The following is a 13,076-nucleotide window of genomic DNA, read 5'->3' as shown; positions in this document are numbered from 1 at the left end:
GAATTTCTTCACGCCCGCATCGTCTGCGGGCGGAATGATCAGGCAGCCCGCCGCTTCCGGATCGTTTCTGCGCCGACAGCGAGAACGATGACGACGCCGATGATGACCTGCTGCAGGAAGGGCGAGACGTTGAGAAGGTTGAGGCCATTACGCAGCACGCCGATGATCAGGACGCCGATCAGCGTGCCGCCAATACCGCCTGCGCCTCCCGACAGAGAGGTTCCGCCGATGACGACGGCCGCGATCGTGTCCAGCTCGTAGCCAAAACCGCTGGACGGCTGAACCGAGTCCAGACGGGCAGCAAGAACGATACCGGCAAGACCTGCAAGGACGGCACTCGCCATGTAAACAAGAATAGTCACGAGTTGGACGTTGATGCCGGCAAGACGAGCAACTTCGGGATTGCCGCCGACCGCATAGAGCATGCGGCCTTCTGCGCGGAAGTGAAGGAAAACCCAAGCAGCGGCGACGACAGCCAGCATCAGGAAGACGGTTGCAGTCAGAATGCCGAAATGGCGGTCAATGGCCAGCATCATGAACCAGTCGGGGAAGCCGACGATCTGCTGGCCGTCGGTGATCATGTTCGCCACGCCGCGCGCAGCCGACATCATCGCCAGTGTCGCGATGAAGGCAGGCACCCTGAACCAGGTGACCATGATGCCGACGATCAGGCCGCTGATCATCGAGGCAATGAGCGCCACCACGATGCCGATGCCGAGCGGCAGGCCGGCGACATTCGCCGTCCAGCCCATCACCATCATCGCGAGAGCCAGGACCGAACCGACTGAAAGGTCGATGCCGCCGATCAGGATCACGAAGGTCATGCCCACTGCCATGATCCCGAGCACGGTGATCTGGTCGAGAATGTTCAGACCATTGCGGACGGAGAGAAATGCATCAGTGCTGAAGGTCAGGAACAGGCAGAGCAAAAGCAGCCCGATGAGCGGGCCGGTTGCCCCCGTGAGCTTGCTTACCCACGTGCCGGACGGACGGCTCTGTTCATTCACGTCGATCGCCACCATCGTTCCTCCCTGGGATTAAGGCCGGCGGCCAATATTTCTTCAAGCAAGAATATTTATTCATACCTGCTGGAAAATTCATTAACAACTTGCTTAGATGCTGTCAACCAGCTTTCCGGCCGATGAGCGAAGCACAATGACCAATAAGGGGCTTGACTAAGGCCGCTTGTATGCAAAAATATAACTACATGAATATTTATGCACAAGAGGAAACGATGGAGCCTTCCGAACTTGAACGTGTTGCTCGCCAGATACGTCTGCGCGACCTCCAGGCCGTATACGAGGCAGGCGCCGGCCATATTGGTGGCGAGATGTCGGTGATCGATCTCCTCACCGCGCTTTACTTCCGTGTGCTGCATATCTGGCCCGACCAGCCCAAACATCCCGATCGCGACAGGTTCGTGCTGTCGAAGGGCCATACGGCCTGCGCGCTCTATGTGACGCTCGCCAAGCGGGGCTTCATTCCGGAAGAGGAAATCGCGACGTTCCTGAAGCCGCATTCCCGGCTGAACGGCCATCCGAACTGCAACAAGGTGCCGGGTGTCGAAACCAATACGGGGCCTCTGGGACACGGGCTGCCTGTCGCTGTCGGCATGGCGAAGGCGGCGAAACTCTCGGGCGCGAAATACCACACCTATGTCATCACAGGTGACGGCGAGATGCAGGAAGGCTCCAACTGGGAAGCCATCATGGCAGCATACCAGTTCCGCCTGGACAACCTGACGCTGGTCATCGACCACAATAGGTTCCAACAGGGCGCCTCCCTATCGGACACCAACGATCTCGCGCCGCTTCGCCCCAAGCTCGAGGCCTTCGGCTGGGAGGTCAGCGAAATCAATGGCAATGACATGCACGCGATCGTGCCCGCTCTCGAGCATCGCAGTGACCGCCCGCATTGCATCGTCGCGCACACCAATAAGGGCCACGGCATCTCGTTCATGCAGGATCGCGTCGACTGGCACCACAAGGTTCCGAGCAAGGAACAGTATGAAACCGCATTGGCAGAACTGTCGGAGGCACTCTAATGAACGCGCCCGTAAACCCACCGAAGCTCTATGATTGCCGCGATGCCTTTGCCGCGACGCTCGAACGGCTGGCTGCCGAGAATGAAACCATCGTTGCCGTCTGCAACGACTCGGTCGGCTCCTCCAAGCTCGGCGGCTTCAAGTCGAAATTCCCTGATCGCCTCGTCAATGTCGGCATTGCCGAACAGAACATGGTCGGCGTCGGCGCCGGTCTCGCCAATGGCGGACGCCTGCCCTATGTCTGCGGCGCTTCGCCGTTTCTGACCGGCCGGTCGCTCGAGCAGATCAAGGCCGACATCTCCTACTCGAACGCCAATGTCAAACTCGTCGGCATTTCCTCCGGCATGGCTTATGGCGAACTCGGCCCGACCCATCATTCGATCGAAGACTTCGCCTGGACGCGCGTGCTGCCGAACCTGCCCGTCATTGCCCCCTGCGACCGGATCGAGACCGCCGCCGCCGTCGAATGGGCCGCAAGCTACAATGGTCCCTGCTTCCTGCGCCTGTCGCGCGTCGGCGTTCCGGATCTGCTGCCCGAAGGCCATAAGTTCGAAGTCGGCAAGGCGAACCTGCTGCGTGAGGGCTCCGATGTCACGCTGATTGCCAACGGCACGCTGACCCATCGCATGGTGAAAGCCGCCGAAATCCTGGCCGCGCGCGGCGTCAAGGCACGCGTGCTCAACATGGCGACCGTTCGTCCGATCGACGAGACCGCCATCATCGCCGCAGCCAACGAGACCGGTGCGATCGTAACGGCGGAAGAACATTCGGTCTTCGGCGGCCTCGGTTCAGCCGTCGCCGAAGTGGTCGTCGACAACGCGCCCGTGCCGATGAAGCGTCTTGGCGTTCCCGGCATCTATGCGCCGACCGGTTCGGCGGAATTCCTCCTCGACGAATTCGGCATGGCACCGGCGGCGATCGCCGATGCGGCAGAGGCGCTGATCAAGCGCAAATAATCTGATAGCAGGTCTATTGAGCCGGGGCGTGCATCCGCCCCGGCCATTGTCTGAGGAGAAGACGATGCGGGCTATTCTGGCAATCGACCAGGGCACCACCAATTCGAAGGCAGTTCTGGTTTCCGAAACAGGAGAGGTGCTCGCTAGAGGCTCGGCCGCCGTCGGCATTTCCTATCCGCAACCGGGCTGGGTCGAGCAGGATCCTCGCCGGATCTTTGCCTCCGTTTGCGAAGCGATCGAGACCTGCCTGACGAAAGTGTCCGACGTCACTGTCGAGGCGGTGGCAGTGTCCAACCAGCGCGAATCTGTCACGGTGTGGGATGCTGAGACCGGCGAAGCGCTCGGTCCCGTGCTCAGCTGGCAATGCCGCCGTACCGCGCCTGACTGCGAGCGCCTCATCGCCGAAGGTCATCTCAACCGCGTACAGGCACTTACCGGTCTGCCCCTCGACCCGATGTTTCCCGGATCGAAATTCCGCTGGCTGCTCGATCGCGTTCCGGCCGGACGCCGCGTGCATCTCGGCACGATCGACAGCTGGCTAATCCATTGCCTGACGGGTGGACGCCGCCACGTCTGCGATGCCTCCAATGCCGCCCGCAGCCAGCTGTTCGACCTCAATGGCCAGGTCTGGAGCGAAGAGCTCGGCCAAATCTTCGGCGTTGATATTACCCTGCTCCCTGAAGTGCTCGACAGCTCTGCCGATTTCGGCACGACACAGGGGCTTCCCGGCATTGCCGATGGCACGCCGATCCGCTCCGCCATCGGCGACAGCCATGCAGCGCTCTTCGGTCACGGCGCCTTCAAGCCCGGCGACGGCAAGGTGACGTTTGGAACCGGCTCCTCAGTCATGACGACATTGCCGCGCTTCATCGCGCCGCAAAACGGCATCACCACGACGGTCGCCTGGCGGATCGCTGGCGTGCCGACCTTCGCCTTCGAAGGCAACATCCTCGTTTCGGCCGCAAGCCTTCCCTGGATGGCCGGCATTCTGGGCCTTCCCGATGTGGCCGCCCTCGTCGACCTTGCGGCGACGGCCGAGCCGGGCGGACCGGGATTCGTGCCCGCCTTCGTCGGCCTTGGCGCCCCCTATTGGAGCTCCGACGCCCGCGCTCTCTTCGCTCAGATCAACTTTTCCACGACCCGCGCCCAGATGGCCCGCTCGGTGACGGATTCGATCGGCTGCCAGGTGCATGACGTGATCGCCGCCATGCGCGCCCAGAGCGGCGGTCAACTCGGCGCCCTATACGTCGATGGCGGCCCGAGCCAGAACCGCTTCCTGATGCAGTGCGTATCCAATCTCATCGAACATGCCGTCATACAATGCCAAGCGCCGGAGGCTTCAGCCCTCGGTGCAGCCTATTTGGCCGGGCTTTCGCTCGGCCTGTGGAAGGATCTCGATGTGATCGAGGCACTGCCCCGAAGCACCGAAGTGATCCGCCCAGAAGAGATCGACCGCATCGGCCTTCTCAATACATGGAATGATGCGCTGGCCCGCTCGACGTCGCGACCGACACCGGTTAAATGTGAATAAAAATTCAAGCCGGTATCGCCCATGTCCCGCCTCAACGAACTCCGCCTGATTTCCAGGGTTGCCCAGATGTACCACATCGAAGGGCGGCGGCAGGCGGAGATCGCACAGCATCTGCGGCTTTCCCAGGCGACTGTCTCGCGAATGCTGAAGAGGGCCGAGGCCGAGGATATCGTTCGCACCAGCGTCATCCCGCCGGTCGGCACCTATAGCGAGCTCGAGGGGGCGCTGCGACAAAAGTTCGACCTTCCCGAAGCAATTGTCGTCGAGTGCAGCGAGGACCGGGACGGGGCAATCATGGCCCGGATCGGGGAAGCCGCAGCCCATCTTCTGGAGATCACACTTTCACCTGGCGAGATCGTCGGGGTGTCGAGCTGGAGCCAGACCATCTTCAAGATGGTCGAAAACATCCATCCGCAGAAAAGCGCCCAGGTAAAATACGTCGTCCAGACCCTCGGCGGCATGGGCGACCCCTCGGTGCAGACACATGCAACGCAGCTCACCACGCGGCTTGCTCGCCTCACCGGGGCCGAACCCAAATTGCTTCCCGTACAGGGCGTGACAACGTCGAGGGAAGCCAGGCTCCTGATGCAGTCAGATCCCTTCGTCCGTGAGACCATGGATCTCTTCGGCAGCATCACGCTCGCCATCGTCGGCATCGGCGCGGTTGAGCCGTCCGAATTGCTTGCCCGTTCCGGCAACATCTTTTCGTCGCGGGAACTCGCCGATCTCGCCGAGGCCGGCGCCGTCGGTGACATTTCACTGCGTTTCTTCGACAAGGACGGCAAACCGGTGAAAACGCCGCTGGATGACCGGGTCATAGGCCTTCCACTCGAGGACCTTGCGCGGGTGGATCGGGTCATCGCGCTGGCTGGCGGCGCGAAGAAGACGGCAGCGATCTCAGGCGCCCTTCGCGTTGGCGTCATCGACATGCTGGTAACGGATAAGTTTACCGCTCAACGATTGATCGACGTATAGGAACTCGCCAGCGAACCAACTGGTCCCGAGAACGGCGCGGAAAATATTGACGTCATGACGTTTCGCCGTGAGGGGTTGCGGTTTGTTCGGGAGTGGTAGCTGTTGGTACAATGGTGACCAATCCGCACCTCTATCGCTCGTTTCAGGCGATCGGGAGTTTATCGCATGCCGCAGAGGCCGGCGTCCTTCATCACCCCGACGATGCGGCTGATATTGCTGGCCGCCATCTGGATCTCCAGACAACGCTCCGCGGATGGCTTGACATGGCGTCGAGCACGGTGCCGGTGGCACTTCTAGAAGCGACGGTTAACAAATTCTTAGATTATTCGACGCAAATCTCGTCACCAGTTGCCCCAGGAGAAACAGGCCTGAAAACGCGCCGCGTTTTCGGAGGTGCTTCTTCGATTTCCGCCGCCTGTTCTGGATTAGCGCAATGACTATCATCTCGCGAATTTTAAAGATCAAAAGCCGTTCCCACATCCGCGTCGAACGTCAGAGGATCGGCATTCACGACAAGATCCCGGGCACGAGAAAGAAGCGGAGCGGCCAGGCAAGGCGGCGCCTGGGAATCTTGATCGCCGGCTTCGTATTCGGCTTCCTACTGATCGGAGGTCGCCTCCTCCAGTATGGGCTGGCTGAGCCGTTTGCCGCCAGCTCGCTTGGCAATCCCAACAGCGTCGCCTCCCGGCCCGACATCATCGATCGCAACGGCCAGCTCCTTGCTACCGACCTGAACATGGTCTCCCTCTATGCAGACCCCCGTCGCATCATCGACGCCGACGAAGTGGTGGAGAAACTCGCAGCCGTCATCCCGAGCCTCGATTGGAGGGAGACCCACAAGAAACTCAAGATGGACAGCGGCTTCCAGTGGTTGCGGCGCCAACTCACGCCGAGGCAGCAAGCTGACATCCTGGCCCTTGGCCTTCCCGGCATAGGCTTCAGACCGGAAAAACGTCGCTTCTATCCCGGCGCGCGCGCTGCGTCGCATATTCTCGGCCACGTCAATGTCGACAATCAAGGACTGGCCGGCATGGAGCGGTATCTCGACCAGCAGGGCCTGGCCGATCTGAGGGCTGTGGGACTGACATCTGGGGTTCCACTTGAGCCCGTCAGGCTGTCGATCGACATCCGCGTCCAGAACATCGCCCGAGAGGTCGCCGCCAAGGCGATGAACGCCTATCAGGCAGACGCCGCCGGCGCACTCGTTCTCGATGTCGAGACGGGCGAGGTCCTGGCCATGGCCTCGGTGCCGGACTACGACCCTAACGAGCCGTCGCGCACATTGGCGGACGGCAGACCGGACAAGGACTACGAGAAAGGCTGGTTCAATCGGATCAGCAATGCGACATTCGAAATGGGCTCGACCTTCAAGAGCTTCACCCTGGCAATGGGCCTCGACGCGGAAAAGATCACACTAAACTCCGTCGTCGATGCATCCCGTCCGATCCGCATGGGCGGCTTCACGATCAAGGACTTCAAAGGCAAGCACAGGCCCCTGTCGATCCCGGAAGTCTTTCAGTATTCGTCGAACATCGGCACTGCCGCCGTCGCGGATATGGTCGGCATTGAAGGGCATCAACAGTTCCTGACCAAGCTCGGCCTTCTCTCCAAGATGGAGACGGAGATGCCGGGTGTCGCAACGCCGACACAGCCACGCACCTGGAAGAAGATCAACTCCGTCACGATCTCCTTCGGCCACGGCGTCGCGACGACCCCGCTGCAAACGGCGTCTGCGGCTGCATCTCTTATCAATGGCGGCAACCTCATTTCGCCGACCTTCCTACCACGGTCGCCGGAACAGGCCGCAGCATTGTCGCGAAACGTCATCAAGCAAAGCACGAGCGCGGATATGCGCTACCTCTTCACCTGGAACGGGCTGAAGGGCTCCGGCCGCGGCGCCCAGGTCGAGGGCTTCAACGTCGGCGGCAAGACCGGCACCGCCGACAAGGTCGTCAATGGACGCTATGCCAGCGACCTGAATTTCAACGCCTTCGTCGCGGCCTTTCCGATGGATAAGCCGAAATACATGATTCTCTCGATCATCGATGCCCCGAAAACCGGCGAGCACGGCGGGCGAACTGCAGCGTCAACCGCTGCTCCGATGGTGAAGGAAATCATTGGTCGAGCAGCCCCGCTGCTCGGCGTCCAGCCTCGCTTCGGTTCGAATGATGTTCCCTATTCACTGATCAGTTACTGAGCTATCCGCCAGGATCTGCGAGGTGCGCCGCACGTCGCTGCGACAGCGATCCGCCTCGGTCTATGCGCCCGAAGCCTAGGAATGATTTCTGGCCGGTCGGCATCATGCCGAGGCGCCGCAGCGCCCATGGTCCGTCGCCGCAACATAGAAAGTGTCAGATGAAAGTCGCTTCGAACAGCTCACGCGCATATTCGTTGTGCGTTTTTCCATCCTGCAGATCCCGTTTCGAGAGCTCGTCGACGAACCGGCCATCCTTCATGATCAGCACGCGATCGCACATATGTGCGATTACCGCCAGATCGTGACTGACAAGCACGTAGGTCAGCCCCATCTCGTCGCGTTGGTCCGCCAGCAGATTCAGGATTTCCGCCTGTATCGAGACATCGAGCGCCGAAGTCGGCTCGTCGAGAAGCAGGATCGGCGGGGAGAGGATCAGTGCCCGCGCGATTGCGACACGCTGGCGCTGGCCGCCGGAAAGTTCGTGAGGGAACCGGTTTGCAAATGCGGCCGGCAGACCGACCTGGCGCAGAGAACGCTCGACGCTTTGCCAGATTTCTTGTTTGCCCATCGCCCGCAAAGGCTCCGCGAGTGCCGTGCCGATCCGGTGGCGCGGATGTAGCGAGCCGTAAGGATCCTGGAACACCATTTGAGCGCATTTAAGGTCGTCGAGGCTTCTCGACTTGCCGACGGTGCGACCGGCGAGCGTGATTTCGCCCGACCAGCCTTTTTCCATGCCTGACAGGCATCGCAAGACAGTGGACTTGCCACAGCCGGATTCGCCGACGATGCCCAGCGTTTCCCCACGAGCGACGCTGAAGCTGATGTCCTTGACGACATGATTTTGCTGTTTGCCGGACGAGAATGTGACGTTGAGGTCGCGGACTTCGATCATCATGCTCTCTCCAGGTCGATCTTCGAGCGGTCGAGGACCGCAAGCCGCCGGACGGGATGTCGCGGATCCGGCATCGCGGCGATCAACCCCTTCGTATAGGGGTGGCTGGCATCTTCCAGCCGTGTCAGCGTCTCGACGATGCGCCCCGCATACATGACGATGATCCGCTCACAGAAGGCGGAAACCATCCGGATATCGTGACTGATCAGCAGCAGGCCGGAATCGTTCTCCCGGACGAGTTCGTCCAGCAGCGTCAGCACGTCCTTGCGCACGCTGACATCGAGCGCCGAGGTCGGTTCGTCGGCGATGACGAGCTTCGGCTTGGCAAGCAACATCATCGCAATCATGACACGCTGCCCCATGCCACCGGATATCTGATGCGGATACTGCGCCATCACGCGCTCTGCGTCCCTGATGCGAACGCGCTCGAGCATTGCTTTGGCGGCAGCGCTCGCCGCTGCACCACGCAGGTTGAGATGCAGGCGAGCCGCTTCGGCGATCTGCTTGCCGACAGTCAGCACAGGATTGAGCGAATAGCGGGGGTCCTGCATGATAAGCGCAATATCCTTACCGCGTATCTTTCCCATCTGCCTCTCGGACAGAGACAGAAGCGGACTGCCGTCAAGTTCGAGACGCCCTGCCGAGACGGTAGCGCCTGCCGACAGAAGGCGCATGATTGCGCGACCGGTCGTCGATTTCCCGGAGCCGGACTCGCCGACGATGCCGACGCGCTCGCGCCCGACTTCGAAGCTGACATGGGAAACGGCAGGCACGGCGTTCCTGCCGAAGCTGACATTGAGGTCTTCGACGGAGAGGACTGGCTTCATATCAGGACCTTGCATGACGGGGATCCAGAATGTCGCGAAGCGCGTCTCCTGCGACGTTGAAGGCGAGGCTGGTGACGAGAATGGCAACACCCGGCATAACCGCAACCCACCAATAGTCGAGCATGAACTTGCGCCCGCTCGATATCATCGCGCCCCATTCGGGCGCCGGCGGCTGCGCGCCCAATCCGAGGAAGCCGAGCGAGGCAGCCGTCAGAATGATGCCTGCCATGTTCAGGGTCAGGCGTACGATCACCGACGGAATGCACATGGGAGCGATATAGACGAACAGGATGCGCAGGGGCGAGGCGCCATAAAGGCGGGCCGCGGCAACATAGTCGGCATTCCTGACGACCAGCGCTTCGGCGCGCGCCAGGCGCGCAATGGGCGGCCATGCCGTGAGCGAAATGGCGATGATTGCCGTCGTCAGCCCTGCTCCGAGTGCGGCGGCGAATGCCAGCGCCAGGATCAGCGAGGGAAAAGACAGGACGATATCCGTCGCCCGCATCAAGAGCGCGTCCGTTCGACCTCCGAAGAAGCCGGCGACAACACCGATCAGCAGACCGATCGGGCCAACGATAAGGGAGATCGAAAGGACAGTCTGGACGGTGATCCGCGTCCCGTAGATCAGGCGGCTCAGAATATCCCGGCCGAACTCGTCGGTGCCCGCCCAATGTGTGGCACTCGGCGGCTGCAGCGCGTCGGACAGGACCTGGATGTTGGGATCATAGGGCGCGAGCAAAGGCGCAAGGATCGCGACGACGCAGAGCACCGCCAGAATGACGAAGCCGGCCATGCCGAGCGGTTCCTGCCCCAGTCTTGAGACGATCCGCATCGTTGAGCCCGAGATCCGTGCCGGCAGGCTCGGTGGGCGCACAGTGAGGTCGGTTTGGATTGCATCGCTCATTGCGCAGCCTCCCGCGTCCGCGGATCGAATATCGCATAGGCGATGTCCGCCAGGAAATTGAGGAACATGAAGATGAAGCCGATGATGATGGTGGCGGCAACGACGGCATTCATGTCGCCGATCATCAGTGCGTTCGTCATATATTGACCGATACCCGGCCAGGAAAAGACGATCTCCGTCACCACGGCGCCTTCTAGGAGTCCGCCATAGGAAATAGCCAGGATGGTGATCAACTGGACGGCGATATTCGGCAGGACGTGACCGATGACGGTGCGGGCCGGGCCGACACCCTTTGCACGCGCGGCAATCACGTAATCCTGGCTCAATTGCTCAAGAGTGAAGCTGCGGGTCATACGGGTGATATAGGCCATGGCGGCATAGGCCAGGATGACAGCCGGCAGGATGATGTGACCAGCCGCGTTCCAGAAGATCTCCGTTTCTCCCTGCAGCAGGCTGTCGACGAGAAGTAGCCCCGTCTGCGGCGTCACCATGCCCTCGTAGAAGACATCGACACGGCCGGGGCCTCCAACCCAGTTCAGTCCGGCATAGAAGATGACCAGGCCGACGATCCCGAACCAGAAAACCGGGATCGAATGACCGACAAGCGCCACGATCCGGGCGATCGTGTCGATAAACGTGTCTCGAAAGAGCGCCGCCGTCAGCCCAAGCGGAACGCCGACGAAGGTCGAGATCAGGATCGCCAGGGTGGCGAGTTCGAAGGTTGCGGGAAATGCCTGGGCAAGATCCGAAGAGACCGGATTGCCAGTCAGCACCGCCGTTCCGAAATCGCCATGCGCCAGGCCATTCAGGTAGATCAGGAACTGCTGGTAGATCGGCAGGTCCAGACCAAGCTTCTGGCGCATGGCGGCATAGGCGGCTGGATCTGCCAGCTCGCCGACGATCGCTCCGACCGGATCGGCGGGAAGAATACGGCCGATCACGAAAGTGACGCACAGCAGGATGAACAGGCTGACGGCCAGGTGTGCTACCCGGCGCGCCAGTTCCTTGACGGAGAGTTCCTTCATGATCGGCGACCTTGCTTAATCGGTCTCGGCTTTCGTGACGCCCTCAAGGCGCGTCGTCTGGTTCGGATGGCCGACATAGCCATGGACGTCACCATTCAGCACGATGGGCTCGAAGCGCTCGAACATCGGCAGGACGGCCGGCTTCTGATCCACGAACATCTCCTGCATCTCGACGTAGAGTTCGCCGCGTTTCTTCGGGTCTGCCTCGAGCGAGGCTTTTGCCGTCAGAGCCGTCAGTTCGGGAATGTCCCATGCCGAGCGCCAGACGAAGTTACCTGCATTGTTTGCCTCGAGAGAATTGTCGGGATTGGAGGCGAACTGCTCCATCGCCCCGAGCACATTCGGCATGTAGGCGCCTGTCTGCGGAATGAGGAGATCGAAATTCCGGGCACGGTGGGCTGCGATGATGTCGGATCCGTTGCCCTGCTGGATGTCGACCTTGATGCCGATCTGAGCGAGCGAAGCCTGGATTGCGGTGGCAAGATCGATGCGGGGCGTCTGTGCGATGGTTTTCAGACTGACCGAAAAGCCATCCTTGAAACCGGCTTCGGCAAGAAGCGCCTTCGCCTTGGCGACATCGAGGTGCCAGTCGGGGCTTGGGATTGCATATTCGAAGTTTTCGGGAACAGGCACTGTACGCGCACGCCCGTAGGGACCCATGATGGTCTTCTCGATCCCCTTGTAGTCGATACCGTAGGCGATCGCTTCGCGCACCTTCGGGTTGGATAGGTATTTGTTACCGGCATTCATCGACAGCACGTAGAAGCCGCCTGTGGGCACACGCTGGATCTCGAAACCTTTCTTGTTGTCGAAGGTGGCGAGATCCGACGCGGTCATTGCGCTTGCTATGTCGATATCGCCGCGCTCCAGCATCAGGCGCTCCACCTGGCTTTCGGGAACATGGCGGACGATGACGCGGCGCATCTTCGGAGCACCCCCAACATAATTCTTGTTGGCGTCGAGAATGACAAGTTCATTGGGCGCCCAGCGGTTCAACGTAAACGGTCCGGAGCCGGCCGAATGGGTTCTCAGCCAAGCGTTGCCATAGTCGTCGTTGGCGACATGCTTCTGGACTTCAACGCTGTCGACGACGCTCGCAATGACCATGGCCAGACGGTAAAGCAGAAGCTCCGATGTCACCTCGCCCGAAAGATCGATGCGCACCGTCTTGTCGTCGACGGCTTTGACCAGTTGATCGACATTGTCCTTCGTATAACCGACACGCTTGAGGTTGGCGGCTGCGGCCTGATCGAGCTTCAGCAAACGGCCGAGCGAATAGACGACGTCCTTGGACGTCACCGGATTTCCGGAGGCGAAGGTCGCATCGCGCAGTTTGAACGTGATCCCCTTGTCATCGACCTGCCAGCTTTCAGCAAGCTGCGGCACGATCTTACCGTCAGGCGTCGAGGCAACCAAGCGGTCGTAGAGATTCGACATGATTTCGTTGGCCTTGGCCTCCGTCGCCTGCTGCGGGTCCAGCGAAAGAACCTGGGCAAGCGAGGTGCCGATGACCAGCTGATCGGCAGGCGTGGCCGCCCGAAGTGCCGGCGCCGCCAAGGTCAGCGCGCAGAATGCGACGCCAACAAACAGGCTTCTAGAAAAATGCTTCATTGCAACTCCTCCCTGAGTTACTATACAAGACATAATATGTCGTCCGTATGTCGTATTATGACTTTTCAAAGAAGTTTGCAAGTGCCATGCGGACGAGGACGAGAAAATGGGGAA

At 60.7% G+C, this 13,076-nt stretch carries 12 protein-coding genes; 6 read left to right on the top strand and 6 right to left on the bottom strand.

The genetic code is table 11. The annotated features are described in order from the left end of the window. Positions 1-38 precede the first annotated feature (38 nt). A complete protein-coding gene (locus AB8B33_RS25675; protein WP_310382361.1) occupies positions 39-1,022 on the bottom strand; it encodes an ABC transporter permease in 984 nt (327 codons plus the stop codon). 212 nt (positions 1,023-1,234) lie between these two features. Between AB8B33_RS25675 and AB8B33_RS25670 the strand changes: the two genes are divergently transcribed. From AB8B33_RS25670 to AB8B33_RS25645, 6 genes are all read left to right on the top strand, one after another. Continuing rightward, positions 1,235-2,044, top strand: a complete 810-nt coding sequence (locus AB8B33_RS25670; RefSeq protein WP_113324572.1) for a transketolase — start codon at positions 1,235-1,237, stop codon at positions 2,042-2,044. After that, positions 2,044-3,000, top strand: coding sequence for a transketolase family protein (locus AB8B33_RS25665; RefSeq protein ID WP_113324573.1), 957 nt, complete (start codon positions 2,044-2,046; stop codon positions 2,998-3,000). Before AB8B33_RS25670 ends, AB8B33_RS25665 begins: the two co-directional genes overlap by 1 nt. A gap of 64 nt (positions 3,001-3,064) precedes the next feature. Next, positions 3,065-4,531 carry an FGGY family carbohydrate kinase gene (locus tag AB8B33_RS25660; RefSeq protein ID WP_439017518.1) on the top strand — a complete coding sequence of 489 codons (1,467 nt, stop codon included), beginning with the start codon at positions 3,065-3,067 and terminating at the stop codon, positions 4,529-4,531. A 21-nt stretch (positions 4,532-4,552) separates the two neighbouring features. After that, positions 4,553-5,506: a sugar-binding transcriptional regulator gene (locus AB8B33_RS25655; RefSeq protein ID WP_310382358.1), complete on the top strand. Its 954-nt coding sequence runs from the start codon at positions 4,553-4,555 to the stop codon at positions 5,504-5,506. A 110-nt stretch (positions 5,507-5,616) separates the two neighbouring features. Then, complete coding sequence (locus AB8B33_RS25650) at positions 5,617-5,943, top strand: hypothetical protein (protein ID WP_439017517.1); 327 nt, start codon at positions 5,617-5,619, stop codon at positions 5,941-5,943. Beyond that, positions 5,940-7,703 (top strand): peptidoglycan D,D-transpeptidase FtsI family protein, encoded by a 1,764-nt coding sequence (locus tag AB8B33_RS25645; RefSeq protein ID WP_439017516.1) that lies wholly within the window; start codon positions 5,940-5,942, stop codon positions 7,701-7,703. The genes AB8B33_RS25650 and AB8B33_RS25645 overlap by 4 nt, the downstream gene beginning before the upstream one ends. Before the next feature lie 154 nt (positions 7,704-7,857). On the opposite strand, the gene AB8B33_RS25640 is transcribed toward AB8B33_RS25645, so the two are convergent. Genes AB8B33_RS25640 through AB8B33_RS25620 form a run of 5 tightly spaced genes read right to left on the bottom strand, consistent with a single transcriptional unit; the run spans position 7,858 to position 12,962 of the window. Then, positions 7,858-8,595: an ABC transporter ATP-binding protein gene (locus tag AB8B33_RS25640; RefSeq protein ID WP_439018850.1), complete on the bottom strand. Its 738-nt coding sequence runs from the start codon at positions 8,593-8,595 to the stop codon at positions 7,858-7,860. Further along, a complete protein-coding gene (locus AB8B33_RS25635; RefSeq protein WP_439017515.1) occupies positions 8,595-9,437 on the bottom strand; it encodes an ABC transporter ATP-binding protein in 843 nt (280 codons plus the stop codon). The genes AB8B33_RS25640 and AB8B33_RS25635 overlap by 1 nt, the downstream gene beginning before the upstream one ends. Continuing rightward, entirely contained in the window at positions 9,424-10,326 is a 903-nt protein-coding gene (locus AB8B33_RS25630; RefSeq protein WP_439017514.1) for an ABC transporter permease, read from the bottom strand. The genes AB8B33_RS25635 and AB8B33_RS25630 overlap by 14 nt, the downstream gene beginning before the upstream one ends. Further along, positions 10,323-11,351, bottom strand: coding sequence for an ABC transporter permease (locus AB8B33_RS25625; protein WP_439017513.1), 1,029 nt, complete (start codon positions 11,349-11,351; stop codon positions 10,323-10,325). Before AB8B33_RS25625 ends, AB8B33_RS25630 begins: the two co-directional genes overlap by 4 nt. A gap of 15 nt (positions 11,352-11,366) precedes the next feature. Continuing rightward, on the bottom strand, positions 11,367-12,962 hold the full coding sequence (locus tag AB8B33_RS25620) for an ABC transporter substrate-binding protein (protein WP_439017512.1): 1,596 nt from the start codon (positions 12,960-12,962) through the stop codon (positions 11,367-11,369). Positions 12,963-13,076: the final 114 nt, after the last annotated feature.

The sequence above is a fragment of the Rhizobium sp. 768_B6_N1_8 genome, assembly GCF_051811225.1.
Taxonomy (GTDB): Bacteria; Pseudomonadota; Alphaproteobacteria; order Rhizobiales; family Rhizobiaceae; genus Rhizobium.
The sequence above is the reverse complement of the archived record's forward strand: the minus strand, read 5'-3'. Positions and strand labels throughout refer to the sequence as shown.